This window comes from Pseudomonas sp. NPDC089407, from assembly GCF_044900445.1.
Taxonomy (GTDB): domain Bacteria; phylum Pseudomonadota; class Gammaproteobacteria; order Pseudomonadales; family Pseudomonadaceae; genus Aquipseudomonas.
The window spans coordinates 35,430-62,251 of sequence record NZ_JBJDNB010000042.1 but is presented as its reverse complement, the minus strand read 5'-3'; the positions used below and the strand labels follow the sequence as shown (position 1 = coordinate 62,251).

Annotated in this window: 17 protein-coding genes; 9 read left to right on the top strand and 8 right to left on the bottom strand. The window is 63.7% G+C overall.

From position 1 onward, the window contains the following. Positions 1-224 precede the first annotated feature (224 nt). From ACI2KG_RS25540 to ACI2KG_RS25515, 6 genes are all read left to right on the top strand, one after another. Positions 225-743, top strand: a complete 519-nt coding sequence (locus ACI2KG_RS25540) for an RNA polymerase sigma factor (protein WP_404663761.1) — start codon at positions 225-227, stop codon at positions 741-743. Beyond that, positions 740-1,696, top strand: coding sequence for a FecR domain-containing protein (locus ACI2KG_RS25535; RefSeq protein WP_404663760.1), 957 nt, complete (start codon positions 740-742; stop codon positions 1,694-1,696). The genes ACI2KG_RS25540 and ACI2KG_RS25535 overlap by 4 nt, the downstream gene beginning before the upstream one ends. A 201-nt stretch (positions 1,697-1,897) precedes the next feature. After that, entirely contained in the window at positions 1,898-4,330 is a 2,433-nt protein-coding gene (locus ACI2KG_RS25530) for a TonB-dependent siderophore receptor (protein WP_404663759.1), read from the top strand. Between the two features lie 151 nt (positions 4,331-4,481). Next, entirely contained in the window at positions 4,482-5,594 is a 1,113-nt protein-coding gene (locus ACI2KG_RS25525; RefSeq protein ID WP_404663758.1) for a PepSY-associated TM helix domain-containing protein, read from the top strand. Next, entirely contained in the window at positions 5,591-5,767 is a 177-nt protein-coding gene (locus tag ACI2KG_RS25520) for a hypothetical protein (protein ID WP_404663757.1), read from the top strand. Before ACI2KG_RS25525 ends, ACI2KG_RS25520 begins: the two co-directional genes overlap by 4 nt. Positions 5,768-5,838: 71 nt before the next feature. Then, positions 5,839-8,868: a dermonecrotic toxin domain-containing protein gene (locus ACI2KG_RS25515; protein WP_404663756.1), complete on the top strand. Its 3,030-nt coding sequence runs from the start codon at positions 5,839-5,841 to the stop codon at positions 8,866-8,868. Here ACI2KG_RS25515 and ACI2KG_RS25510 read toward each other — a convergent pair. The 8 genes from ACI2KG_RS25510 to glnE all read right to left on the bottom strand — a co-directional run bounded on the left by ACI2KG_RS25510 (position 8,829) and on the right by glnE (position 18,945). Further along, complete coding sequence (locus ACI2KG_RS25510) at positions 8,829-10,271, bottom strand: lipopolysaccharide kinase InaA family protein (RefSeq protein WP_404663755.1); 1,443 nt, start codon at positions 10,269-10,271, stop codon at positions 8,829-8,831. The two genes, ACI2KG_RS25515 and ACI2KG_RS25510, sit on opposite strands and share 40 nt — an antisense overlap. After that, on the bottom strand, positions 10,271-11,023 hold the full coding sequence (locus tag ACI2KG_RS25505) for a lipopolysaccharide kinase InaA family protein (RefSeq protein ID WP_404663754.1): 753 nt from the start codon (positions 11,021-11,023) through the stop codon (positions 10,271-10,273). Before ACI2KG_RS25505 ends, ACI2KG_RS25510 begins: the two co-directional genes overlap by 1 nt. Continuing rightward, positions 11,020-11,754 carry a lipopolysaccharide kinase InaA family protein gene (locus tag ACI2KG_RS25500; RefSeq protein WP_404663753.1) on the bottom strand — a complete coding sequence of 245 codons (735 nt, stop codon included), beginning with the start codon at positions 11,752-11,754 and terminating at the stop codon, positions 11,020-11,022. The genes ACI2KG_RS25505 and ACI2KG_RS25500 overlap by 4 nt, the downstream gene beginning before the upstream one ends. After that, positions 11,754-12,560, bottom strand: coding sequence for a lipopolysaccharide core heptose(I) kinase RfaP (gene rfaP, locus ACI2KG_RS25495; RefSeq protein ID WP_404663752.1), 807 nt, complete (start codon positions 12,558-12,560; stop codon positions 11,754-11,756). The genes ACI2KG_RS25500 and rfaP overlap by 1 nt, the downstream gene beginning before the upstream one ends. Further along, positions 12,557-13,681, bottom strand: a complete 1,125-nt coding sequence (locus tag ACI2KG_RS25490) for a glycosyltransferase family 4 protein (protein ID WP_404663751.1) — start codon at positions 13,679-13,681, stop codon at positions 12,557-12,559. The genes rfaP and ACI2KG_RS25490 overlap by 4 nt, the downstream gene beginning before the upstream one ends. Continuing rightward, on the bottom strand, positions 13,681-14,739 hold the full coding sequence (gene waaC / locus ACI2KG_RS25485; protein WP_400616911.1) for a lipopolysaccharide heptosyltransferase I: 1,059 nt from the start codon (positions 14,737-14,739) through the stop codon (positions 13,681-13,683). The genes ACI2KG_RS25490 and waaC overlap by 1 nt, the downstream gene beginning before the upstream one ends. Continuing rightward, positions 14,740-15,789: a lipopolysaccharide heptosyltransferase II gene (gene waaF / locus ACI2KG_RS25480; RefSeq protein ID WP_404663750.1), complete on the bottom strand. Its 1,050-nt coding sequence runs from the start codon at positions 15,787-15,789 to the stop codon at positions 14,740-14,742. A gap of 222 nt (positions 15,790-16,011) precedes the next feature. Then, on the bottom strand, positions 16,012-18,945 hold the full coding sequence (glnE, locus tag ACI2KG_RS25475) for a bifunctional [glutamate--ammonia ligase]-adenylyl-L-tyrosine phosphorylase/[glutamate--ammonia-ligase] adenylyltransferase (RefSeq protein ID WP_404663749.1): 2,934 nt from the start codon (positions 18,943-18,945) through the stop codon (positions 16,012-16,014). A 383-nt stretch (positions 18,946-19,328) separates the two neighbouring features. Here glnE and aceE point away from each other — a divergent pair, with 383 nt between their 5' ends. From aceE to ACI2KG_RS25460, 3 genes are all read left to right on the top strand, one after another. Beyond that, positions 19,329-21,974, top strand: coding sequence for a pyruvate dehydrogenase (acetyl-transferring), homodimeric type (aceE, locus tag ACI2KG_RS25470; RefSeq protein WP_152957944.1), 2,646 nt, complete (start codon positions 19,329-19,331; stop codon positions 21,972-21,974). 13 nt (positions 21,975-21,987) lie between these two features. After that, entirely contained in the window at positions 21,988-23,625 is a 1,638-nt protein-coding gene (aceF, locus tag ACI2KG_RS25465; RefSeq protein ID WP_404663748.1) for a dihydrolipoyllysine-residue acetyltransferase, read from the top strand. 360 nt (positions 23,626-23,985) lie between these two features. Beyond that, a complete protein-coding gene (locus ACI2KG_RS25460) occupies positions 23,986-26,676 on the top strand; it encodes a putative bifunctional diguanylate cyclase/phosphodiesterase (protein WP_404663747.1) in 2,691 nt (896 codons plus the stop codon). Positions 26,677-26,822 lie beyond the last annotated feature (146 nt).

Below are 26,822 nucleotides of genomic sequence, written 5' to 3'. Positions count from 1 at the left end.
GATGGGCCGCAACGCGGCCCCAAATTGCTTAACTGACCGGCATTAGGGCTTGCCCCGCGAAGCGCCGCGCGGGCGGCGCTCGATCTCACAGGCGCTACATGACCCAAGCCATACACCAACCATGATGGCAATCCGATAAGCGTCCATTGCACCCACCCCCCTCCCTCTGCAACAATCGCGAATAATTATCGTTAGTTAATGCACACGTTCCGGGGGGACGCTGCTTGTCTTCAGCACACAGCCCACACGCCGATCTGGTCGGTACTCTGTACCGCGACCACCGCGGCTGGCTGCTCGCCTGGCTGCAACGCAGCATGGCCTGCCGGCAACGTGCCGAAGACCTGAGCCAGGACACGTTCGTGCGCCTGCTTGGCCGCCAGCAGCTGGACACGCCCCGCGAACCCCGCGCATTCCTCGCCGCCGTGGCCAAAGGGTTGATGTTCGACCACTTTCGCCGCGCCGCGCTGGAGCAGGCCTACCTGGCGGAACTGGCGCTGATACCGGAAGCCGAACACCCCTCGCCAGAAGTGCAGCACCTGATCCTCGAAGACCTCAAGGCCATCGACCGCCTGCTCGGCAAGCTGTCGAGCAAAGCCCGCGCGGCATTCCTGCACAACCGCCTGGACGGCATGGGCCACGCCGAAATCGCCGAACGCCTGGGTGTTTCGGTATCGCGCGTGCGCCAGTACCTCGCCCAAGGCATGCGCCAGTGCTACGTGGCCCTGTACGGGGAGCCGACGTGAGTAACGCGCCGGTTTCATCGCGGGTGCTGGAAGCCGCCATCGCCTGGAAACTCAGCCTCGACGACGCCAGCGGCACACCCGATGAGCGCAGTGAATTCATGCGCTGGCATGCCGCCAGCGAGGAACACGCGCGCGCCTGGCGCCAGCTCGGCGCCATGGACCAACGCGTCAGCGCAGCAGCCGGCCCGGCACGCCAGGCCCTGCTGCAATCACGGGTCAGCCTGCGTCGGCGCATCGGCAAAGTCGGTGGAGGCCTGGCCGGCATGTTCCTGCTCGGTTCGCTGCTGGCCTGGGTCGGCGCACCGTCGCTGGCGCCCAGCTACTGGCTGGCCGACCAGCGCACCGCTACCGGTGAACTGCGCACCCTGCGCCTGGAAGACGGCACCCTGCTGAGCCTGAACACCCACACCGCCGTAGACATCGACTACGCCGGCGAGCAGCGGGTGATTGTGCTGCATCAGGGCGAAATCTCGGTCGAAACCGGCCACCAAGACCCACGCCCGCTGCTGGTGCGCACCGACGATGGCCGCCTGCGGCCGTTGGGCACGCGCTTCCTGGTACGCCGTGAAGCACACGGCACGCGCCTGGAAGTGCTGCAAGCCTCGGTTGCCGCCATGCCGCACAACAGTGGCGACGAACAGGTGCTGCGCGAAGGCCAGCAGGTGCTGATGAGCGCCAACGGCCTGGGCCGGGTCGGTACCGTGCCGGCCGGTGCCGATGCCTGGACCCGCGGCATGCTGGTGGTGGACGACGTGCGCCTGGGCGACCTGCTGGCCGCGCTGGGCAAGTATCGCAGCGGCTACCTCGGGGTAGACGAAAAGGTCGCCAACCTGCGCGTGACTGGCAGCTTCCCGCTGACCGACACCGACCTGGCGCTGGCGTCGCTGGTGCCGGCCTTGCCGGTGAAGATCGAGCGACATACCCAGTGGTGGGTAAAGGTCACTTCCAAGTAAACCTGTACCGGCCTCTTCGCGGTTGAACCCGCTCCTACAAGGATCTCTATCCGTTGTAGGAGCGGGTTCACCCGCGAAGAGGCCGGCACAGGCAAAACCCACCCTCAAATAATTCTCAACAATTTTCAGATTCGCTCTGTCACTTTTCAAATCTCGCTCGGCAAGGATGCAGCAAGTACTTACCCGTCGAGGAACCACCGCATGTCCCGTGCCGTTGATCGTATCCTGCGCCCCAGCCTGATGGCCCTGGCCATCGCCGTGGCCACACCGCTGATCAGCCCTGTCCTGGTCGCCGCCGAGGAGTCCGCTCCGCGCGCCTACAACCTGCCAAGCGCCCCCCTGGCCACGACCCTGAACCAGATCGCCAGCCAAGCCGGCATTGCCCTGGCCATCGACCCGGCACTGGTCAGCGGCCGCACCTCGGCCCCGGTAAACGGCCAGTTTGATGGCCCCGGTGCCCTGCAGGCAGCCCTGCTCGGGACAGGTCTGCAATTGCAACAGAGCAGCGTCGGCAGCTACAGCCTGGTGGCTACGCCGGATGGCAGCCTGGCCTTGCCAGAAATCACGGTGAATGCCGACAGCGCCAGCGAGAGCGCCTGGGGCCCGGTCGACGGCTACCTGGCCAAGCGCACCGCCGCTGGCACCAAGACCGATACCGCGCTGGTTGAAGTCCCGCGCTCGATCTCGGTTGCCACCCGCGCGCAGATGAAAGACCGCAGCGTGCACAGCCTGGATGACGCGGTGCGCTACATGCCGGGCATCGTCTCTGCCAGCTTCGGCAGCGACACTCGCTATGACTGGATGCGCGTGCGTGGTTTCGAGCCAACCCAGTTCCTCGATGGCCTGCCGCTGCCACGCGGCGTATACGCCAACCCCAAAGCCGAAACCTGGAACCTCGACCGCCTCGCCTTGCTGCGCGGCCCGGCGTCCTCGATTTACGGGCAGACTCCACCCGGCGGCCTGCTGGACATGGTCAGCCGTCGCCCGCAAGCCGAAAGCGAACACGAGATCGAAGTGCAGTATGGCAGCGACAACCATCGTCAGATCAACTTTGCCAGCACCGGCAAAATCGACGATGAAGGCCGCTTCCTGTATGGCGTTAGCGGCGTCGTCCGTGACAGCGGAACGCAGATCGACCATATCGATAACAAGCGCTACAACATCGCCCCAAGCCTGACCTGGAATATCGACGAGGACACAACGCTGACCGTCCTCAGCCAGTTCACCCGCGACGATACCGGCGTCACCAGCCAGTTTCGGCCGATCCAGGGCACCAAGATCGACATGCCCTTCGGCAAGATCTCGCACCACAAGAACCTCGGTGACCCGGACTACGAATTCTACGACCGTACTTACTACGCGCTGGGTTATGCCTTCGAACACCGCATCAATGAGGTGTGGCAGTTCCGCCAGAACCTGCGCTACACAAAGTCGGACCTTGCGTTCCAGACGATCACGGTCAACAGTTACATGCCTGAATACAGCATGGTTGTGGACGACGAAGGTAATGTCGGGCGCAGCACTACCAACGTCGACGAGGATATCAGCCAGTTCGCCGTCGACAATAACTTTCAAGGTAACTTCAACACCGGCGATATCAGCCATACGCTGTTGATCGGCCTGGACCACCAGCGCACCAACAACAATTTCCTGACCATTTACGGTAGCGCCCCCAGCATCAACGTGAACAACCCGGTATACGGGCAATCTATCACCCGTCCGGACCGCTCGACTGCCTACTACGACTATGATCAGAAAACGCGCCAGACCGGCCTCTATATTCAGGATCAGATGGCGCTCGGCAACTGGCGCCTGACGTTGGGTGGCCGTGAAGACTGGGTACATACGGGCACCAAGTTCTTCAACAAAGGCGACGCCACCAATACCCAGCGTGACAGTAACTTCAGCGGCAATGCCGCGATCAGTTACGTGTTCGACTCGGGCTTTGTGCCCTATCTTTCTTACGCCGAGTCATTCCAGCCAGCCAGCAAGGCCGACGCAGACCCGACCAACTCGTTCAAGCCAACCGAAGGCAAACAGTGGGAGCTGGGTATCAAATACCAGCCCCCTGGTTCCAACACGTTGTTGTCGGCTGCGGTGTACGACCTGACTCAGAAAAACGTGCTGGTCACCAGCAACGACGGTAACACCAGCGTCACCAGCCAGACCGGCGAAGTGAAAGTCCGCGGTCTGGAGCTTGAAGCCGTCTCCGATGTGACTGAAAACCTGAAAGTGATCGCCGCCTACACGCTGGCAAAATCAGAAGTGCAGGACGGCCTGTACAAAGGCAACCGTCTGCAACTGATGCCGAACCAGCAGGCATCGGTATGGGGTGACTACACCTGGCACTCCGGCGTGCTCGACGGCTTCGGCATTGGCCTGGGCGCACGCTATACCGGCAATACCTATGGCGACCAAGGCAATACTTACCTGGGCAAGGCCAATGCCTACACGGTGTTCGATGCTTCGGTGCATTACGACTTGGGTAGCCTGAGCAGCAGCCTCAAGGGCGCGTCGGTAGCGGTCAACGCCACCAACCTGTTGAACAAGGACTACATCTCTACCTGTGACTCGTACTACTGCTACTACGGCGACGAGCGTAGCGTCGTGGCCAGCGCCACCTATAAGTTCTGAGTGAGCGGGGGCTGCTGTGGGAGCGGGCTTGCCCCGCGAACACCGGCGTAGCCGGTGCCATACACCGCGCGGCCCCCTTCGCGGGGCAAGCCCGCTCCCACACAGCCCAACCAGAAAAGCAGGGCTGCTGACAGAATAAATCGGTACCGTGATGAAAAGCCCAACCATCCGCCGCTGGTCCGTGGTCCACACCTGGAGCAGCCTGGTCTGCACCCTGTTCCTGCTGTTGCTGGCAGTCACCGGCCTGCCGCTGATCTTCCACCATGAACTCGAACACCTGCTCGGTGACGCGCCCGAACTGCGTGAAATGCCGGCAGGCACCCCGCACCTCGATTTGCAGCAGCTGGTGCTCAAAGCCGAGCAGCACCGCCCCGGCGAGGTCATGCAGTACTTCGGCTACGACGAAGACGAACCCAACGGCGTGGTCGCCATTACCGCGGCCACCGCCGGTACCGACCCTAACCTGTCGCACACCTTCATGCTCGACGCGCGTACCGGCGAGGCGGTGGCCATGCCGGCGGCCAACGGCGGCTTCATGATGCTGATGCTGCGCCTGCACGTGGACATGTTTGCCGGCCTGCCCGGCAAGCTGCTGCTGGCGTTCATGGGCGTGCTGTTCATCGTCGCGATCGTCTCCGGCACCGTGCTCTATGCACCGTTCATGCGCCGCCTGGAGTTCGGCACCGTGCGCCACGAGAAATCCCGCCGCCTGCGCTGGCTCGACCTGCACAACCTGATCGGCGTGGTGACCCTGGCCTGGGCACTCACGGTAGGCGTGACTGGCGTGATCAGCGCTCTGTCCGACCTGGTCATCGCGGCCTGGCGCAACGACAGCCTGGCCACCATGGTTGCCCCCTACCGCGATGCCCCGCCGCTCACCGAGCGCGCACCCGCCACGCGCCTGCTGGCAATTGCCGAACAGGCTGCCCCCGGCATGCGCCCGGACTTCATCGCCTTCCCCGGCACGCGCTTCTCCAGCGAGCACCACTACGCGGTGTTCATGAACGGCGCCACGCACCTGAGCTCGCACCTGTTCACGGCAGTGCTGATCGATGCCCGTACCCTGCAGCTGACCGCCGTGGGCGAACGCCCTTGGTACATGGACGCCATGGGCCTGTCGCAACCGCTGCACTTCGGCGATTACGGCGGTCGGCCCATGCAGATCCTCTGGGCAGTGCTCGACTTACTCACCATAATCGTGCTCGGTAGCGGCCTGTACCTGTGGTGGGGTAAACAGCGCAAACCCCGGGAGGCACGGGCATGAGCCACAAGTCGCAATCGACCTGGCAGATTTTTATCTGGCCGGCAGTGCTCGCGCTGTTGGCCGTGCTCGGCCTGTTCGCAGCGCTGCTCGGTGACGGGTGGTGGGATGCGCTGTCATGTTTTGGCCTGGGCATCCCGGCCTGGCTCAGTGTGCGTGGCATGAACAGCCGCTGAGGTAGCCGGATAACACCTGGTCCAGGCCGTCAGGCTGCAGCATGGTCCGTTTTCCTGGAAGGACACGGACCATGACCACGCCAGATCGCTTTCAAGCGCTGGATGAACGCCTCGCAGCGCTGCTCCCGGTGGCGGGCAGCATAGAAAAGCACCTTGACCAGCGCCTGGAACAGCTTTTCCCTGGCCTCGGCATCACCGCTCGCACGCTCTATTTCGACACCGACAACTTGCTGACATTGGTAGGCTTGCACCTGTTCGACGGTGGCACCTTCCAGTTGCCCGCGGGTAGCCGACCCGGCCACGCCAAACACCAGGCGCTGAGTCTGCCGATTGGCTTCAGTGCGCAGATCGACAGTTTCTGCCGTACGCTTCGCCAGGACCTGCATGCACGCCTGGCCGCCGATTGGCAAGAACGCGACAGCAAGGGCCTGACCCGCGTCGTGCGTCTGGCCTCGCTGCGCAGCGACCAGTTCGAAGCTGAGATGCGCTTGCGCAGCACTGACCAGACACTCTCCAGCGAACACATCCGGCTGCTTAGAACCTGCCTGGAACTGCCCCTGCCGTGGCAGCGCAGGCATCTGCCGCTGCAGTCGCGCCCTCAGCTCTACCGCCCCTTGCTGACGGCAACCCAACCCAACTGGCGCAGCCACTTGCCTGGGTTCATCGTACTTACGGAGCACGGCCCGGAGGGCCAGACGCTGGATCAGCATGCCGACGTCGGCCGTGCACTGCTCTGCAGTGTGGCGCACGGCGTGGAGGCGTTCGACAACCTTGCCGAACTGCACAAGGAACTTTGCGAACGCCTGGAGGACCCGCAGCAAAGCGAGCACCTGCTGGGGCTGCTGAACAATCCAGAGCACAAGCAGCGCGCCCGCCAGGCCGAGCAGCTGCGCTATGACTGGTATACCGAGGAGCTGGTGCAGTTTCAGGCATTTGCCATCCGCGACGCCCAGCTGGCGCGCCTGACCCAAGCCTGGCACGACAGCTGGAAACAAGGCCTGCAGCGCAACATTCAACAGCTCGACAAAGCGCTGGCCGACGCCTTGGACATGCGCAACCAGGTCGGCAGCACCGGCCCGCTCGCCACCCGCTACGGGCTGCTGCTTGAAAACCACCTGCCTAACTGGTTACGCACCACTTCACAGCAAGGTGTCACGCACATCATGCAGGCGCTGCAGCAACAAGTCGCTGCCATCGAGGGCGCTGCTGCCCCCGGTATTCTCACGCTGGAACAGTTCAACCAGAAAAACTCGCTACTGAATTGGGTTCGCGAGCGGCTGCGGGAGTACTTGCAACGTGACCCAGGCCTGGATATCGACCCCCGCGATGTCTTCATCAGCGTAACTGTCGCACGCCAGGTGGGCCCACTGATCAACCCGTCGTCCACCGGTAGCGCCACCGGCTACATCCCAGCAGCCAGCAGGCCTATCGTGGGAGATACCGTCGAATTTGTCGGCCATACCTACAGGCTCGACGAACTGGCGCTCCTCAACATCGCCTGGTTCGAAGTCGACTATTGGCTAACGGCAAAAGTGCATCTGGACGGTGGCGAAGCGATACCTGCCCTCACCCCTTCAAGGGTCAAACAAGTGGTGCGACGGCTCAATGCCGGAACCAGCTACCAGGCTTATCTGCGTACACAACTGCTCGACTCACCCGAAGGCCAGTGGCGGCAATTGGCCCACGCGCAACTAAACCGCAGCCGCATGAACGCCGATGCTGTCAAGGGGCGTTATGCAGGGCACTTTCTTGTGGATACGTTGGAACAAGGCTACGGCTGGGCCAGCACAGTCATCAACGCACCCGACAGCCACAACCGCCCCTACTTCAACGAAGAACAGCGCGTGGACGTACAGCAATTGCTCATTCAGGAGCACACCTTGCAAGGCGTGCTGGTACTGGTGTCGCCCCTCAACTCCAGGCGAATCGTCATCTACACCCCGGACGCCCCTGACCGCCGCTACTGGCGCGAATACGCCAACGCGCGCGGGCTGATCCGCGCGGTACGTGGCGACGAGCGCCTGCGCAACTATGTGCTAGAACGCCTGCCATTGGCCAACCCCAAGAGCCTGGAGACGCTCTTGGTAAAAGGGCGGCTGGGTTCGCACATACGGCAGCAGACCATCACCGGTAACCTCTATGACGCAGTCTACCGCGCAGAGGTCAACAGCCTGATGGCGGAAACCAACGCTGCTACCCGCAGCAACGAGGAATTGCTTGGCACATTCTCGATCAACGTGCTGCGGCTATTGCTGGACATCATCACTCTGGTATTGCCGCAGCGCCAACTCATCGCGCTGGCCTTCGGGCGCATGGGGATTTCGATCTGGGATGGTTTCGAAGCATTCCATGAAGATGACCATGAGGGTGCGCTGCATCACGCCGTTGCCGCCCTCAGCCATGCCACTGAAGGGCTGAACACCCTGGCGGGCTCGGGCATGATGCGCCGCGTGCTGCGCGGCATGCCCAAGCCACCGCCGGTACCGCTGCCGTCCCGTTACGAGGCCAGGCCACCCGAGGCAAAACTCCGATATCGAATCGACGGCGCGCACGGCGAGGCGGTGTATGAGCAGACCTCGGCCAGCTCGGGTTTATCCTTGTACTACGTCAGGGACGGGCAAGGGCGTTACTTCAATGTCAGTTTCGATGGCACCCGCTGGCGCGCTACCGACCCGAAACTGCCACTCGCCTACTTGAAGCTCCCCATCAAACGTCGCCTTGACGGTGCCTGGGTGGTGGATTCTCCACTGCTCTGGTATGACGGCCTGCCCGACCTGAAACAATTGCTGGCGGCCTGCCACCCTCTCATGCCCCTCACTGGCTCAGCGGTGGCCGGTGAGCCAGAGGTGTTCGAAGCGGAGGGTGCGCTGTTTCTGCAACTGGGCAAGCAGCAGGTCAACGTGCGGCACCACCCCCTTGCCGGACATTACCACCTCGCCATCCCGGAGCACATGCAAACCAGTGTGCCGATCTGGGCGGTGCTGCGCCTGCAGGATGCTCAATGGCATATCCGCGTGCGCCAGCCGGGGCGCAGCAGCGATTGGCTGGCGCTACCCGCGGACTACTCAGCCAGCTTGGGGAGCAGCCGGTCCAACCGCTGATGCAAGGCACTGCCACTCGGCCAGTTGCGCAGCAGCCGCGCCCGGTCACGGGCGTAGGCCGGGGCAAAGCTCAGCTGGGTGGCGTGCTGGCACATGGCGTCGAGGTCGATCAGCGACCACCGGCCGTTGTCCCAGAACAGGTTGTGGCCCTTGAAGTCCCCATGGCTGATCCGCTCGCGAATCAGCTGTTGCATGACATGCGCCAAGGCATCGACCTGTTCTTCGGGGGCATCGCCGTTCTCCACGTAGGGCGCGAAGCATGCGGTCAGGTCCGGGCCATCGACATACTCGGTGACCAGGTAGGCGCGGCTGCGCAGGCCCATCACCCGCTGCTCCAGCACCGCCAGCGGGCGTGGAGTAGCGATGTCGAGGAATTCCAGGCGGTGCCCTTCAATCCACGAATGCCAGGCCCGGCTCGGGCGCCAGAAGCGCTTGAACCAGTGTGCGGTGTTCTTGATGTTGTAGCGTTTGAGTACCAGCTTGCGGCCGTTGACCTCGATACGCGCCACGCTGGCGGCGCCACCGGTCTTGTATAGATGTCCCTTGTCGATCAGTGCATCCGCCTGCTCCAGCACAGGCAGCATGGCGTCCACTTCTTTGCGACGGATCGCCCGCAAGCCGGACAGGCTACGCTCGACACTGAACAGGCTGCATTCGCGGCCGGCCTTCTCCAGGTAGTCCTTCTGCCGCCAGCTGCGCACCTTGTCGACCTGCTTCTGCAGGGCTTCCAGCGGTAGCGCGTGCTCGGCATTGGCCAACAGGTAATGCACCAGCAACTCTTCGATGAACGGCTCCAGGCGCTTGGGCAACTGGGCGAAGAATACGCCTAGGTTTTCCAGGACGCGCTGCCGCGACAGCTGCTGGCCCGGGGTTTCGGCCTTGATGCCGGCGCCGTCGATCAGGTACAGCTTGCCGCCATGGCGCAGCAGGTTGTCCAGGTGCAGGTCTTCCTGCCACAGGCCCTGGGCATGCATGTGCGCCACTGCAGTCAGTGCCTCGCCCAGTACCAGGTGCTGCTCGTCGGCCAGCACCGGCAGGTTTTCCACCGCGGCCCAGGCATCGGCCAGGCTTTCGGCGCCGTCGAGGAACTCGAACAGCAGCCAGCCGCCCTCGCCTTCCTTGAGGCCGTCGGCCAGCAGCTTGGGCGTGGTCAGGCCCTGCTCGGCCAACAGCTTCACGCCCTGCAGTTCACGCTGGAAATGCCGGGCAGCGTTGCCACCGACCAGCAGTTTGGCCAGCACCGGGGTACCGCGCCAAACGCCGGCGCCAACATAGCGCTGGCCCGGCAACACACGCAGCAGGCTGAGCAGTTGCAGGTCGGCGCTGCCAGCGGCATCGGCCAAGGTAATGCTCAGCGGCAACGACGGGCTGCGCCCGGCATTCTTCAGTTCAGACAAACGCATCAGCGGGCCTCTTTTTCACGACGGCGTTGCGTCAGGCGTTGCAGCCAGGTATCGACCAGCGAGCCGTCGGCTGGCTGCGCCAGGTATGTAGCCAGCAGGGTACGCACATCCTGCTCGCTCCAGGCCTGGGCGCGGCGCAGCAGCGGCTCCAGGTCCTTGAGCCGGTCACGCATGCCGAACAGCAGCGGCCGGGTCTTTTCCAGGTCGATCAATTGCGCATCCCACCCTTCGCGGCGCTGGCGCAGGAAGATGTGCTTGGGGTAGAAGCAGCCATGCACCTGGCCGGCGCTGTGCAGCGTGCGCGCCAGCCGGCCACAGCCCTGCAGGATGCCTGTGCGTTCGGCGTCACCCAGCTGCGACCACTGCGCCAGCAGGCTGTCGAGGTCAGCCCACTCGTCCAGGGCGCGGGTCATCAAGATGGCCCGGTGTTTGCCGCCCTGCTTGCGCTCACCATAGAACACCGCCTGCAAGGCCGGAATGTGCAGCTTCTGGTAACGGCTGATATTGCGGAATTCGCGGGCGAAGGTCGGCTCGCCGAACGGCCGGTGCAGGGTGCGGGTCAGGTAGTCGCTCTGGCGCTTGAGGTAGTAGCCCTTGCCTTCGAGTTCCAGGCGGAACACGCTACTCCAGCCGCCCCGGCCGGTGTTGGGTTCGTCCACGGCGTCCAGTTGCAGCGCCCACAGCGCCTCGAAGTCGTTCAGGCCATGGCGTTTGAGCAGCGCGAGGTCTGCGCTGGCCAGGTAATCGGTCATTCCCTTCCCTCGAAAAAGCCCAGTACCTGGCGAATGCGCTTCTTGTCGCGCACATTCAGCCGGTCGCGGCCACGGTATTGCAGGTAGAAGCGCAGACGCTGGGTGGCCGACAGGTGATACTTGGCCACTTTGTCCAGGCACGCCAGGTCCTTGATCATCCGGTGCCGCCACATGAAGCCGCGCCAGAAATCGCCGGTGGGGCAGTCGATGAAAAATAGCGTGCCCTGGTCATCGACCAGCAGGTTGCGCCATTTCAGGTCGTTATGGGCGAAGCGGTGTTCGTGCATCACCCGGGTATGGTGAGCCAGCTGCCGGCTGATATGGTCGACCCAGGCGCGGTCGCCCAGGCGCGCATCGTTACGCTCGGCCAGTGCCGACAAGTCTTCGGTGTTGGGCAACTCGCGGGTGATCATCGCCCCGCGGCCAAAGGCCAGGCCATTGCGCTCCAGGCCCCAGGCCACCACTTCGGCGGTAGGAATGCCCCACTTGGCGAACTGCTTGAGGTTCTGCCATTCGGCCTTGATGCGTGGCCGGCCCAGGTAGCGGCGCATGTGCTTGCCGGCGCCGGTATAGCGTTTGACGTAGTAGTTGACCCCGTCACGCTCGATGCGCACCACCTCGCTCAGCGGGTCGCGGGTCAGGCGTTCGCCTTGAACGGCAAATACTGCATCTAGGCTGCCGAAGTCCGCCGCCAGGTGTTCATAACCCGGCGCCAGTGTCCAACTCGCCATCAGAGTGCATCCCCATAGCGTTGCTTGCGGTCGTAGAGTTTCTGCGCCTTGCGCTCCAGCCAGGCGAGCAGCGCGGCTTCGTCCTTGAGGATTTGCCGCAGCGGGCGCTGGAAGTAACCGCGCAGGAAACGCAGCTTGTCGCGCTGGGTCAGGCCGATGTCCAGCGCCGAGAAGTACAGCGCGGCCAGGTCCTTGTCGCGCCAGCGACGGCTGATTGTCGCCCGGGTTTGCGCGCGGTGCAGGTCGATCACCGACAGCTTGAAGTCATCCGCCGTCACCGGGCGGTCAGTGTGCAGCAGGAAGTGGCAGATGTAGCAATCGCGGTGGTTGACCCCGGCGCGGTGCATGCCGCCGGTCATCTTCGCCACTTCGGCGATCAGCGCACGCTTCAGGCGCGGCTCGGGCGGCTGTTTGACCCAGTCGATGCTGAAGTCTTCCAGGCTGATGGTCGGCGCCAGTTCCTCGGTAATGATGAACGAGTGCTGCGTGGCCGGGTTGCTGCCGCGCTCGCCGTAGGCGACTGCGGTCATGGTCGGCACGCCCACTTCATGCAGGCGCTGGATGGCCTGCCATTCCTGGCCGGCGCCAAGCACCGGCAGCTTGGCGGTGAACAGGTTCTTGAAGATCTCGCCCCAGCCGATGCCACGGTGGATCTTGACGAAAAAGCCCTCGCCAGCCACCTCGGTGCGCAGCGTGCGGCGCCCTTCCAGCTCGCGATAGACCTCGCCTTGCAGCGCCTCTACGGCGTCGAAGGCGTCACGCCCGGCCCACAGGCGTTTGAAGGGTTCGCCCAGTATCAGCTTCATGCGGTTTTCTGCCCCAGGATCACGTCGGCAGCATGCTGCGGCATGCTGTACAGATCAGCGGTTTCAGCAAATGCCAGGCCGTTGCGCGACCAGCTGGCGCGGGCCTGCGGGTCTTCGAGCATGCGCTGGAGGTAGCCGTTGAGCTGCTCCTGCTCGAACGGCTCGTCCAGCACCAGGCCACTGTCGGCCTCGGCAATGTAATGCGCGTAGCCGCACACCCTGGACACCAGCACCGGCAAGCCGGCCACCAGCGCTTCGAGCAGCACCGTACCGGTGTTCTCGTTATAGGCCGGGTGAATCAACAGGTCGGCGCCCAGCAGGAAGCGCGGGATATCGCTGCGCCCCTTGAGGAACTGCACCTGATCGCCCAGGCCCAGGGTGGCGCTTTGCAGCTGGAACACCTTGGGGTCGTCCTGGCCGATCACCATCAGTCTGGTGCGCTTGCGCAGGGCCGAAGGCAGCGCGGCCAAGGCCTTGAGGCTGCGGTCCACACCCTTGGTCTTGAAGCCCGAGCCAATCTGCACCAGCAGCAGGTCGTCATCGCCCAGGTTGAATTCCTTGCGGAACTCGGCGCGGATTTCGGCGGCGTTGGCCGGCGCGCGGCGGTCCAGGGAAATACCCGGTGGCAGCAGGTGGAAGCGCTCTGGCGGGGTGCCGTAATGCTTGATGAACAGCGGCTGCTGCACTTCGGAAATCATCAGCACTTCGGTATGTGCGTCCTTGGCGAACACCGCACGCTCGTATTCGGCAAAGTGCCGGTAGCGGCCCCAGCGGCGGTAAAGGCCACCACGCAGGGTTTGCGCCTTGTCTTCGAAGCAGCCGTCGGCGGCGTAGTACACGTCCAGCCCCGGCATCTTGTTGAAGCCGATCAGGCGGTCGACCGGGCGCTTGGCCAGGTCGGCGGCCATCCAGGCACTGAGCTTCTCGTTGCGACGGTGGTTGAAGATCGCCTTCACCGGCGCCACCAGCACTTCGAAGCCCGGCGGAATATCACCCTCCCAGATCAGCGTGTAGACACGGATCTGGTGGCCCCGCTTCTGGCATTCCAGGGCAATGCGCATGAAGTCGCGCTGCAGCCCGCCAAAAGGGAAATATTTGTAAAGTACGAAAGCCAGTTGCATCAACGGACATCCTCAGCCAGCAGCAACGCGCTCAAGCGGCTCGCCACATGCTCGGGATTCAGGCGAGTGAAGCACAGCGGCCACTCGCGTTTCAGATCAAACCGGGCCAGGTCATCGGCGCTCGGTTTATAGGTGCACTTTTTCTGCAGGCAGGGAGCGCAAGGCCAGTCACTGGCCTGGTGAATCTGGGTCCGTCCGTAGGCGCCAGTCAGGCCCGGGTTAGTCGGGCCAAACAGCGAAATGGTCGGCACATCAAGTGCCGCCGCCAGGTGGCCAAGGCCGGTATCGACCGCCACGCAGGCTTTTGCCGCCGCCAGCACACGTGCGACGCCGACAAGGTTCAATTTGGGGAGCACCTGGCAGTTGTTCAAGCCCTGGGCAATGCGCTCGGCCCGTGCCTTCTCGGCCGGGTTGCCCCATGGCAGGCGCACTTCCAGCTTGCGCCGGCCCATGCGCTCGGCCAGCTCACGCCAGTAGGCCTCAGGCCAGTGCTTGGTGGCCCAGGTGGTGCCATGCAGGAACACCACATAAGGCGCAGCCGGCGGCAGTTGCAGGCGGTCGAGGTCCAGGCCGTAGTTGCCGATGCCTTCCGGCAGGTCATAAGCCAGGGCCATGGCGAACAGCTGGCGCACCCGCTCTACCGCGTGTTGCCCGGTGGCCACCGACAGCGGCCGGTCATAGAAACGGCTGGCCCAGCCTTCGCGGGCCGAGTAGCGGTCCAGGCCAGCGACCGGGGCCTTCACGTAGCGGGTCAGCCAAGCCGACTTGACCAGGCCCTGGGCGTCGATCACCAGGTCGTACTTGCGCTCGCGCACACGCTTCTTGAACGCCCGCCACTCGCCGCTCTTGAGGGTTTGCCAGAGGTTCTTGCGCCAGCGGCGGATAGCCACCGGGATAACCTGGTCGACCGCCGGGTGCCAGCTGGGGATTTCGGCAAAGCCTTCTTCCACCACCCAGTCGAAACGGATGCCCGGGATGGCATGGGCGGCATCGGTAAGCGCCGGCAGGGTGTGGATCACATCCCCCAGCGACGAAGTCTTGATGATCAGTACCCGCACTTAGTCGACCTCGGCCACGGTATCGATCAGGTCCGGCCCGCTCAGGCTGTGCAGGGCGGCGATGACTTTGCCCGGTTCCAGCAGGCGCAGGCAGTTGTAGTGGCCGAAGCGGCAGGTACGGTCAAAGCATGGGCTGCACTCGATACCGGTGCGCACCACCTCCACCTGCTCGGCCAGCGGCGGGGTGAAGCCAGGCGAGGTCGAGCCGTACACTGCCACCAGCGGCCGGTTCAGCGCGGCCGCCACGTGCATCAACCCGGAGTCGTTGGACACCACGGCATTCGCGCAGGACATCAGGTCGATGGCCTCGGCCAGCGAGGTTTCGCCGGCCAGGTTGGACGATTCTTCACGGAACCCCGGGATCAGCCGGTCGCGGATCTGCTCGCCGACCGGGTGGTCGTTCTTCGAGCCAAACAGCCACACCTGCCAGCCCTGGCGGATCATTGCATCGGCCACGGCAGCATAGTGCTCGGCCGGCCAGCGCTTGGCTTCGCCAAACTCGGCACCGGGGCACAGCGCCAGCACCGGGCGGTCCAGCTCCAGGCCGAACTTGGCCAGGGCGGCCTCGCGGCTTGACGCTTCGATCTGCAGGCTGGGGCGCGGGTACGGCTGCGGCAGCTCGGCGCCTGGCGCGTAGGCCAGGGCCATGAAGCGCTCGATCATCAGCGGGTAGCGGGCCTTGTCCAGCTTGCGTACGTCATTGAGCAGGCCGAAGCGCATTTCGCCGCGCCAGCCGGTACGTTTGGGGATGCCGGCGAAGAACGGCACCAGGGCCGACTTCAGCGAGTTGGGCAGCAGGATGGCCTGGTCGTACTGGCCGGCCAGGGACTTGCCGATACGCCGCCGCGTGGCCAGTTCCAGCGCGCCGTGGCCGAGCGGGAAGCTCAAGGCCTGGCGCACTTCAGGCATGCGTTCGAGGATCGGCCGGCTCCACTCGGGGGCCAACACGTCGATCACGCAGTCGGGGTGCTGCTGTTTCAGGCACTGGAACAAGGTCTGCGCCATCACCATGTCGCCGACCCAGCTGGGGCCAATGATCAGTATTCTCATGCTTAGTCCAGAAACGCTCGGGGAGGCTACAGGCTACGTACAGCCTGGCCTCCCCTCTTTATATTCAGGCTATGTGGCGGACAGTGTACCACCGGTGTGGGGACATGGACCTTGGGGGCTGCTTTGCAGCCCATCGCGACGCAAGGCCGCTCCTACAAGGGAGTGCGATCTCCTGTAGGAGCGGCCTTGCGTCGCGATGGGCCGCAAAGCGGCCCCAAATTCTCAAGTCAGCCCCAATTCACCCCAGATCCGCCGCACTTCGCGGCGTTCATCGGCAAACTGCGCCGCATCGATCACCCCGGCCTGCTTCTGCAAAGCCTGGCGGTGCGAGGCCGAGCGGAACGCCTTGTACACTTCACGCAACAGCACCGCGTCACTGGCCGGCATCAAACCTGCCTGCTCCAGCTCTTCCAGAATGCGGATGTTATCGGTCCATCGGAGTATGGCCGGGTGGTCGTGGGACCAGGCCAAAGCGGCGTATTGCACCATAAATTCGATATCGACGATACCGCCGGCATCCTGCTTGATATCGAACGGCACACCGGCCTCGAAGGCATTGGCGGCAGTCCCTGCAGCGGTGGCCTTGGTGCCGAGGTTGTCGCGCATCTTGGCGCGCATTTCACTCACTTCGCTGCGCAGTTTTTCCAGGTCGCGGGCCTGGCCCAGCACCTTGGCGCGTACCCCTTCGAACGCCGTGCCCACTTGCTTGCAGCCCACCAGCACCCGCGCGCGTACCAGGGCCTGATGCTCCCAGGTCCAGGCTTCGTTCTGCTGGTAGCGCTCGAACGCACCCAACGAGCTGACCAACAGCCCCGAAGCGCCAGACGGACGCAGGCGCATGTCCACGTCGTACAGTTGGCCCGAGTTGGTTTGCGTGGTCAGCAGGTGAATGATGCGCTGGCCCAGGCGGGTGAAGAACTGCGCGCTGTCGATCGGTTTAGCACCGTCAGTTTCGGCCTGCGGGTCGCCGTCGTGGATGAACACCAGGTCCAGGTCCGAACCGTGGCCCAGTTCCAGGCCGCCCACCTTGCCGTAACCAATAATGATGAAACCCGGGTCGCACAGGCTGCCGTCGCTACGCTTGGGCTGACCGTGGCGGGCCACGGTCTGGCGCCAGGCCAGCGCCAGTACCTGGTCGAGGATGGCTTCGGCCAGCCAGGTCAGGTAGTCGCTGACTTTCATCAACGGCAGGTTGCCGCTGATTTCCGAGGCAGCCACGCGCAAGCTATGGGCCAGCTTGAAGTGTCGCAGCGCCTCCATCTGCTGCTCCAGGTCGTCCTCGGGGATGCGCGTCAGGCGCTCGCGCAGCTCGCTGGCCAGCTCTGGCGCCAGTGGCGGGCTGAACAGGCGCCCCTCATTGAGCAGTTCGTCGAGCAGCAGCGGGTAGCGGGCCATCTGCTCGGCAATCCATGGGCTGGCGGCGCACAGCGTCAGCAGGCGGCGCAAGGCACCGGGGTTTTCCGTCAGCAGCACCAGGTAAGCCGAACGCCGCGCCACCGCCTCGACCAGCGGCAACACACGTTCGAGCACCAGGTCGGGGTTGTCATGCTCCACCGCCTGCGCCAGCAACCGCGGGATAAAGGCATCCAGGCGTTCACGACCGAGGCGCTGCATCGAGCGCAGTTGCGGGCTGGAGCGCAGTGCAGCCAGGCGCCGCAGGGCTTCGACGGGTTCCTTGAAGCCGGCCTCCTCCAGCTGGCGGCCGGCGGCCTCCTCGTCCTGGGCCTGCTCCCACAGCGGCGACCATTCACCGCCCACTACCAGTTCACCTTCACCGTCTTCATCATCCGGGTCGGCGATTACCTGGCGGAAGTGCCAGTCGATCCGGCCACGCCAGTACATCAACTGGTCGTGAAAGCTCTGCCAGTCGGCAAAGCCAAGGATGTAGGCCACCCGTGCCTGATCGGTTTCGCCCTCGGGCAGCATCTGCGTCTGGCGGTCGGCGATGGCCTGGATGGCGTGCTCGGTGTAACGCAGGAACTCGTAGCCCTCACGCAACTCGGCCACCACCGCCGGCGGCAGGTAGCCCTGGCCCTCCAGGGTCGCCAGCACCTTGAGCAGTGGCCGTTGCTGCAGGCTGAGGTCGCGCCCGCCGTGGATCAGCTGGAAGGCCTGGGCAATGAACTCGACCTCGCGGATGCCACCGGCACCCAGCTTGATGTTGTCGGCCATGCCTTTGCGCCGCACTTCCTGCTGGATCAGCTGCTTCATGGTGCGCAGCGCTTCGATCGCGGAAAAGTCCAGGTAGCGGCGGTACACGAACGGGCGCAGCATCTCCTGCAACTGGGCACCGGCCGCCTGGTCGCCGGCCACCACCCGCGCCTTGATCATTGCGTAGCGTTCCCAGTCGCGGCCCTGGTCCTGGTAATACTGCTCCAGGGCATTGAAGCTGAGCACCAGCGCGCCGGCCGAGCCGTACGGGCGCAGGCGCATGTCGACGCGGAACACAAAGCCGTCGACGGTTACCGGGTCCAGCGCCTTGATCAACCGCTGGCCCAGGCGGGTGAAGAACTCCTGGTTGTCCAGCGAACGCTTCACCCCTTCGGTTTCACCGCCTTCGGGGAAGCCGAAGATCAGGTCGATGTCCGACGACAGGTTCAGCTCCACCGCGCCCAGCTTGCCCATGCCCAGGACCACCATGTGCTGCGGCTGGCCGCTGCGGTTGCCGATGGGCGTGCCGAACTGCTGGCAGTGGCGCGGGTACAGCCACTGGTAGGCTTCGTCGATGGCAGCATCGGCAAGGTCGGACAGGTCGCGACAGGTTTCGCCCAGTTCAGCCTGGCGGGTGATGTCGCGCCAGATGATGCGCACCTGTTGACGGTTGCGCGCCCGGCGCAGGTTGCGCGCCAGTTCGTCTTCGCTTTGCGCCGCCTGGGCCGCCTCGGCAATTTGCCCGCGCAGCTCACCCGGGGCGTAACGCCGCCCCAGCTCGCCGCCGGCCAGCAGGGCAAACAGCATGGCCGGGTCGCGCTGGGCGACACCCAGGACGAAGTCGCTGGCGGCGGCAACCTGATCGAACTGTTGCCGATGAATTGGACTCCAGGCGTTCAGGTCGAGTTCGGGGTGGGCAGCCACGGCATCGCGGATGAATTGCTGGTTGCGAACGACCACTGGCTGCAGGGTGACGGGCAGATCTGAAGGCAAAGGTAGGCGCATGGTCTATCCTTGATCGGCGTGAAATAGAGGGGAAAAAGCGGCCAAGGGAAAGCCGGACCACGGTTGGACTGTCGTACAAAAGTTGGAAATAGCTGAAAAAAACGGAATATTGGCAACAAACATCAAGAACCACCCGTTCGCAACACAATGCCAACCAACATGAACGTTTTTCCTCACAAGCAAAGGTGCGACCAAACGTCGCATAGTTGTAGTTTTACTACTACTCATGTCGTGTAAAAGCATGAAATGCGCAAGCAAATGTAGTAAAACTACAACTCGCCGGAAGACACCCCGGTAATCCAAGAATTCACGACGTCTGCCCATAAGGCCAGTCGCAATCTCAGGCAATCGATTCTGGTTGCCTTTCCGCCCTGGAGCAAGCCATGCAAGACCTCGATCCAATCGAAACCCAGGAATGGCTGGATGCCCTGGAGTCGGTCCTCGACAAAGAAGGCGAAGACCGCGCTCATTACCTGATGACCCGTATGGGCGAGCTGGCCACCCGCAGTGGCTCCCAGCTGCCGTATGCGATCACCACGCCATACCGCAACACCATCCCTGTCACCCACGAAGCACGCATGCCTGGCGACCTGTTCATGGAACGCCGCATTCGCTCGATGGTGCGTTGGAACGCCCTGGCCATGGTCATGCGCACCAACCTGAAAGACTCGGACCTGGGCGGACACATCTCCAGCTTCGCCTCCAGTGCCACCCTGTACGACATCGGCTTCAACTACTTCTTCCAGGCCCCGACCGAAGAACACGGCGGCGACCTGATCTTCTTCCAGGGCCACGCTTCGCCAGGCGTCTACGCCCGTGCCTTCATGGAAGGCCGCATCAACGAAGACCAGATGAACAACTTCCGTCAGGAAGTGGACGGCAACGGCCTGTCTTCGTACCCGCACCCATGGCTGATGCCTGATTTCTGGCAGTTCCCGACCGTATCGATGGGTCTGGGCCCGATCCAGGCCATCTACCAGGCCCGCTTCATGAAGTACCTGGAAGCGCGCGGCTTCATCCCGGCCGGCAAGCAGAAGGTCTGGTGCTTCATGGGCGACGGCGAGTGCGACGAGCCGGAATCCCTGGGCGCAATCGCCCTGGCCGGCCGCGAGAAGCTGGACAACCTGATTTTCGTCATCAACTGCAACCTGCAGCGCCTCGACGGCCCGGTTCGCGGCAACGGCAAGATCATCCAGGAACTCGAAGGCGTGTTCCGTGGCGGTGGCTGGAACGTCAACAAAGTCGTCTGGGGCCGCTTCTGGGACCCACTGCTGGCCAAGGACACCAACGGTGCCCTGCAGCGCCGCATGGACGAAGTCATCGACGGCGAGTACCAGAACTACAAAGCCAAAGACGGCGCGTACGTTCGTGAAAACTTCTTCAACACCCCAGAGCTCAAGGCCATGGTCGAAGACCTGTCCGACGACGAGATCTGGAAGCTCAACCGTGGCGGCCACGACCCGTACAAGGTCTATGCGGCGTACCACCAGGCTGTGAACCACAAAGAGCAGCCAACCGTCATCCTGGCCAAGACCATCAAGGGTTACGGTACCGGTGCCGGCGAAGCCAAGAACACCGCGCACAACACCAAGAAGGTCGACGTCGACAGCCTGCGTCACTTCCGTGACCGCTTCGACATCCCGGTCAAGGATGCCGACCTTGAGAACCTGCCGTTCTTCAAGCCGGAAGAAGGTTCTGCCGAAGCCAAGTACCTGGCCGAGCGCCGTGCTGCCCTGGGCGGTTTCGTGCCTCAGCGCCGTGCCAAGAGCTTCAGCGTGCCGACCCCGCCACTGGAAACGCTGAAAGCGATCCTGGATGGCTCGGGCGACCGCGAAATCTCCACCACCATGGCCTTCGTGCGTATTCTGGCGCAGCTGGTCAAGGACAAGGACATCGGCCAGCGCATCGTCCCGATCATCCCGGACGAAGCCCGTACCTTCGGTATGGAAGGCATGTTCCGCCAGCTGGGCATCTACTCGTCGGTCGGCCAGCTCTACGAGCCAGTCGATAAAGACCAGGTGATGTTCTACCGCGAAGACAAGAAGGGCCAGATCCTCGAGGAAGGCATCAACGAAGCCGGCGCCATGTCGTCGTTCATCGCTGCCGGTACCTCGTACAGCTGCCACAACCAGCCGATGCTGCCGTTCTACATCTTCTACTCGATGTTCGGCTTCCAGCGCATTGGCGACCTGGCCTGGGCCGCTGGCGACAGCCGCACCCGTGGCTTCCTGATCGGCGGTACCGCCGGCCGTACCACCCTGAACGGTGAAGGCCTGCAGCACGAAGACGGTCACAGCCACATGATGGCGGGCACCATCCCGAACTGCCGCACCTACGATCCAACCTACGGCTACGAGCTGGCGGTGATCATTCAGGACGGCATGAAGAAGATGACCGAAGAGCAACAGGACATCTTCTACTACATCACCGTCATGAACGAATCCTACCAGCAGCCAGCCATGCCGGCCGGTGTCGAGGAAGGCATCATCAAGGGTATGTACCTGCTCGAGGAAGACACCCGCGAAGCCGCGCACCACGTACAGCTGATGGGCTCCGGCACCATCCTGCGCGAAGTCCGCGAAGCAGCGAAGATCCTGCGTGAAGAGTTCAACGTCGGTGCCGACGTGTGGAGCGTCACCAGCTTCAACGAACTGCGCCGCGACGGCCTGGCCGTAGAACGCGCCAACCGCCTGAAGCCTGGCCAGAAGCCACAGCAGACTTACGTCGAGCAGTGCCTGAACGGCCGCAAAGGCCCGGTCATTGCCTCTACCGACTACATGAAGCTGTTCGCCGAGCAGATTCGCCAGTGGGTACCGAGCAAAGAGTTCAAGGTCCTGGGTACCGACGGTTACGGTCGCAGCGACAGCCGCAAGAAGCTGCGTCACTTCTTCGAAGTCGACCGCCACTTCGTGGTGCTGGCTGCCCTGGAAGCCCTGGCTGACCGTGGCGAGATCGAACCCAAGGTTGTTGCAGACGCTATCGTCAAGTTCGGTATCGACCCGGACAAGCGCAACCCACTGGACTGCTGAGGAGTATTTTTAAGTGAGCGAACTCATTCGCGTACCTGACATCGGCAGCGGTGAAGGTGAAATCATCGAGCTGTTCGTCAAGGTCGGTGACCGTATCGAGGCTGACCAGAGCCTGCTGACCCTGGAGTCCGACAAGGCCTCCATGGAGATCCCGGCCCCCAAGGCCGGCGTCATCAAGGAACTGAAGGTCAAGCTGGGCGACCGCCTGAAAGAAGGCGACGAGCTGCTGGTACTGGAAGCCGAGGGCGCCGCTGCTGCGGCCCCTGAGGCTCCGGCCGCCGCCGCTGCCCCGGCTGCTGCTCCAGCGCCAGCCGCTGAAGCCGCCCCTGCTCCGGCTGCAGCCCCGGCTGCCGCCAGCGTGCAGGACATCCACGTGCCGGACATCGGCTCGTCGGGCAAGGCCAAGATCATCGAAGTGCTGGTCAAGGTTGGCGACACCGTCGAAGCCGACCAGTCGCTGATTACCCTGGAGTCCGACAAGGCCTCCATGGAAATCCCGTCGCCGGCTGCCGGCGTGGTCGAAGAAGTCCTGTGCAAGCTGGAAGATGAAGTCGGCACTGGCGACCTGATCTTCAAGCTCAAGGTTGCTGGCGCAGCGCCTGCTGCTGCCCCGGCTCCGGCCGCTGCGGCTGCCCCGGCCAAGGCTGAGGCAGCTCCGGCCGCCGCACCTGCCGCTGCCGCCCCGGCTGCTGCCCCGGCACCGGTTGCTACTGCACCGGCTGCCGGCAACAACGCCAAGGTTCACGCCGGCCCGGCGGTTCGCCAGCTGGCCCGTGAATTCGGTGTCGAGCTGGGCGCAGTTGCCGCCACCGGCCCCCACGGCCGCATCCTGAAAGAAGACGTGCAGGTTTACGTCAAGGCGATGATGCAGAAGGCCAAGGAAGCACCAGCAGCCGCGGGCGCAACCGGCGGCGCCGGCATTCCGCCGATCCCTGCCGTGGACTTCAGCAAGTTCGGCGAAGTGGAAGAAGTGGCCCTGACCCGCCTGATGCAGGTCGGTGCTGCCAACCTGCACCGCAGCTGGCTGAACGTGCCGCACGTGACCCAGTTCGATTCCGCCGACATCACCGAGCTGGAAGCCTTCCGCGTTGCGCAGAAGGCCGTGGCCGAAAAAGCCGGCGTGAAGCTGACCGTGCTGCCACTGCTGCTCAAGGCCAGCGCCTTCCTGCTCAACGAAATGCCGGACTTCAACAGCTCGCTGGCGCCAAGCGGCAAGGCCATCATCCGCAAGAAGTACGTGAACATCGGCTTCGCCGTGGACACCCCGGACGGCCTGCTGGTCCCTGTGATCAAGAACGTCGACCAGAAGAGCCTGCTGCAACTGGCTGCCGAAGCTGCGGCGCTGGCTGAAAAAGCCCGCACCAAGAAGCTGTCGGCAGACGAGATGCAAGGCGCTTGCTTCACCATCTCCAGCCTCGGCCACATTGGCGGCACCGGCTTCACGCCGATCGTCAACGCGCCGGAAGTGGCCATTTTGGGCGTCTCCAAGGCGACCATGCAGCCGGTCTGGGATGGCAAGGCCTTCCAGCCGAAGCTGATGCTGCCGCTGTCGCTGTCCTACGATCACCGTGTGATCAACGGCGCTGCCGCCGCGCGCTTCACCAAGCGCCTTGGCGATGTGCTGGGCGATATCCGCACCATGCTGCTGTAAGGCTGCACACTGCCCCTGCGTGCAGGGGCAGTACCCTTTTCGAGCTGCCACGCTCGTACCTCAACCCCGTCAATTGGCGGGGCTTTTTTTTGCCTTGAGAAAGCTGGGAGGGCTTTGCCCTCCTTTCGCGACACAAGGCCGCTCCTACAAAAGACCGCGGTTCCTTGTAGGAGCGGCCTTGTGTCGCGATGGGCCGCAACGCGGCCCCAAAATCTCCAGCCAAACTACAGATTCCGACCAAACAGCCGATAACCCGTACACAGCATCACGCATGGCCGCTTGCCAGCCCTCGGGACATGATGCAACCTTGCCAGATACGCTGCGGTCCCAAGCTGCGTTCCCTCTTCAAGCGAGTCTTCGATGAAAAGCCAACCCGATGCCGCCAGCCGTGTGGCGGCCGAGGTCGTCACGCAGTTACCCGTGCCCTCGCGGCTCGGCATGCTGCGTTTCGAAAGGCTCAACGAAGCCACCTGGGCCATGCTTTACCTCGACCCGGCCTGCGAGCGCCACTTCGGCCTGCAAGCCGGCGACTTGTGCGCCATGGTCGACGCGCCCTACGCCAGCCTGATGGAGCCCGAGGCACGCTACCGCCTGCATGACGAGATCCAGCAGCAACTGGCCCAGCGCGGCTACTACCGGGTGCGCTATACCCTGCATACCCCCAGCACCTCGCTGCGCCTGCTGGAAGCCGGTGAAGCCTACAAGCAACACAATCGCCAGCTGTTGCGCGGCTACCTGAGCACGCTCGACGACCAGCAGGAGGACGCTGGCGACAGCGATGCCAGCGACCTGGAGTCACGAAACAACCGCCTGCAGCTGGCCCTGCAACTGAACCAGCGCGCCCAGCAAGAACAACTCGAGCACCTGGAGCGGGTGCGAGGCCAGCAGGACCTGATCCTGCGCCTGGCCCGCCAACGCTACAGCGCCGAAAACTCGCTGCCAGAAGCCGCCCAACTGATCACCCAGAGCGCCTGCGAAATCTACAAGGTCGACTGCGCCAGCATCTGGCACCTGGAAGACCAGCGCCTGGAGCCGATCATTGCCTGGTACCGCGACGCCCAGGAGCACCGCCAGCCCGAAGCCATCGATGCCAGCCGCTTCCCCGACTACCTGGACGCGCTGCACGCCAGCCGTGCCATCGACGCCCACAACGCCGGCCACGATCCGCGCACCCGCGCCCTGGCACAAAGCATGCGCCCGGAAAACAAAGCCATGCTCGACGCCAGCATCCGCGTCGATGGGCAGGTCGTCGGCGTGCTGTGCCTGGAACAGACCGGCCAGCCACGCGCCTGGCAGTCGGACGAAATTGCCTTCGCCGGCGAGCTGGCCGACCAGTTCGCCCAGGTCATCACCAACCACAACCGGCGCGCCGCAGCCAATGCCTTGCACCTGTTCCAGCGTGCAGTCGAGCAAAGCGCCAGCGCCTTTCTGCTGGTAAACCGCGATGGCCGGGTGGAGTACGTCAACCCCAGCTTTACCGCCATCACCCAGTACAGCACCGATGAAGTACAGGGCCGCCACCTCGGCGAGCTGCCAGCGCTGGAAAACCTCAGCGAGCTGCTGTTCGACTCGCCATCGAGCCTGGCCATGGGCAACAGCTGGCAGGGCGAATTCAAAAGCCGGCGCAAAAACCTCGAGCCATACTGGGGCCAGCTGTCGATATCCAAGGTGTACGGCGACAACCGTGAGCTGACCCACTACATCGGCATCTACGAAGACGTCACCCAGACCAAGCTGGCCCAGCAACGCATCGAGCGCCTGGCCTACACCGACAACCTGACCAACCTGGGCAACCGCCCGGCGTTCATCCGCAGCCTCGACGAGCGCTTTGCCCGCGACGGCGAAAACTCGATGTGCCTGCTGCTGGTAGACATCGACAACTTCAAGCGCATCAACGACAGCCTCGGTCACCAGACCGGCGACAAACTGCTGATCAGCCTGGCCCGGCGCCTGCGCAACAGCCTGCACACCGGCGGCATCCTGGCGCGCTTTGCCAGTAACGAATTCGCCGTGCTGCTTGATGACACCAGCCTGGAAGACGGCCAGAGTGTTGCCATGCAGCTGCTGAGCACGCTCGACAAGCCGATGTTCGTCGACAACCAGCTGATCAACGTCACTGCCTCAGTGGGCCTGGCCTACGCGCCACTGCACGGTACCGATCCGGCCAGCTTGATGAAAAACGCCGGCCTGGCGCTGCACAAGGCCAAGGCCAACGGCAAGCACCAGGTGCAGGTGTTTACCGAAGTGCTCAATGCCGAGGCCAGCTACAAGCTGTTCGTCGAGAACAACCTGCGCCGCGCGCTGACCCAGAACGAGCTGGAAGTGTTCTACCAGCCCAAGCTGTGCCTGCGCAGTGGCCGCCTGCTGGGCCTGGAGGCGCTGCTGCGCTGGAACCACCCCGAGCGCGGCATGATCCGCCCGGACCAGTTCATCAGCGTGGCCGAAGAAACCGGCCTGATCATCCCCATTGGCAAATGGGTGGTGCGCCAGTCCTGCCGCATGAGCCTGGAACTGCGCAAAGCCGGCCTGGGCAACCTGCACGTAGCCATCAATCTGTCGCCCAAGCAGTTCTCCGACCCGGACCTGGTAGCCTCGATCAGCACGATCCTCAAGGAAGAAGGCCTGCCCCCGCACTTGCTGGAGCTGGAGCTGACCGAAGGGCTGCTGCTTGAGGCCAGCGAGGACACCCACCGCCAGCTGGACGAGTTGAAGGCCCTGGGCCTGACCCTGGCCATGGACGACTTCGGCACCGGTTATTCGTCGCTGAGCTACCTGAAGAAGTTTCCGATCGACATCCTCAAGATCGACCGCAGCTTCATCAACGAAATCCCGGATAACCAGGACGACATGGAAATCACCTCGGCGGTGGTAGCCATGGCGCACAACCTGAAATTGAAGGTGGTGGCCGAAGGGATCGAGACGCCGGAGCAGTTGGCGTTCCTGCGTCGGCATCGTTGTGATGTGGGCCAGGGGTATCTGTTTGACCGGCCGATCCCCGGGCGCGAACTGGCTGAGCGGTTGAAGCGCTATCCGCGTGGACCGGTGGCCTGACAGCTGCGTAATCCTCGGGCACTATAGAGGCCATACGGGCCCTTTCGCCGGCAAGCCAGCTCCCACAGGGGCCGCACAGATCTCAAAACCTGTGGGTACCCCTGTGGGAGCTGGCTTGCCGGCGATGGCCCCAACACCTATCCAAC

What these genes read in the sequence shown, in the direction of transcription:
- ACI2KG_RS25530 (WP_404663759.1), top strand. Translation starts at nt 1,898, where the DNA reads ATGTCCCGTGCCGTTGATCGTATCCTGCGCCCCAGCCTGATGGCCCTG.
- ACI2KG_RS25525 (WP_404663758.1), top strand. Translation starts at nt 4,482, where the DNA reads ATGAAAAGCCCAACCATCCGCCGCTGGTCCGTGGTCCACACCTGGAGC.
- ACI2KG_RS25520 (WP_404663757.1), top strand. Translation starts at nt 5,591, where the DNA reads ATGAGCCACAAGTCGCAATCGACCTGGCAGATTTTTATCTGGCCGGCA.
- ACI2KG_RS25515 (WP_404663756.1), top strand. Translation starts at nt 5,839, where the DNA reads ATGACCACGCCAGATCGCTTTCAAGCGCTGGATGAACGCCTCGCAGCG.
- ACI2KG_RS25510 (WP_404663755.1), bottom strand. Translation starts at nt 10,271, where the DNA reads ATGCGTTTGTCTGAACTGAAGAATGCCGGGCGCAGCCCGTCGTTGCCG.
- ACI2KG_RS25505 (WP_404663754.1), bottom strand. Translation starts at nt 11,023, where the DNA reads ATGACCGATTACCTGGCCAGCGCAGACCTCGCGCTGCTCAAACGCCAT.
- ACI2KG_RS25500 (WP_404663753.1), bottom strand. Translation starts at nt 11,754, where the DNA reads ATGGCGAGTTGGACACTGGCGCCGGGTTATGAACACCTGGCGGCGGAC.
- rfaP (WP_404663752.1), bottom strand. Translation starts at nt 12,560, where the DNA reads ATGAAGCTGATACTGGGCGAACCCTTCAAACGCCTGTGGGCCGGGCGT.
- ACI2KG_RS25490 (WP_404663751.1), bottom strand. Translation starts at nt 13,681, where the DNA reads ATGCAACTGGCTTTCGTACTTTACAAATATTTCCCTTTTGGCGGGCTG.
- waaF (WP_404663750.1), bottom strand. Translation starts at nt 15,789, where the DNA reads ATGAGAATACTGATCATTGGCCCCAGCTGGGTCGGCGACATGGTGATG.
- glnE (WP_404663749.1), bottom strand. Translation starts at nt 18,945, where the DNA reads ATGCGCCTACCTTTGCCTTCAGATCTGCCCGTCACCCTGCAGCCAGTG.
- aceE (WP_152957944.1), top strand. Translation starts at nt 19,329, where the DNA reads ATGCAAGACCTCGATCCAATCGAAACCCAGGAATGGCTGGATGCCCTG.
- ACI2KG_RS25460 (WP_404663747.1), top strand. Translation starts at nt 23,986, where the DNA reads ATGAAAAGCCAACCCGATGCCGCCAGCCGTGTGGCGGCCGAGGTCGTC.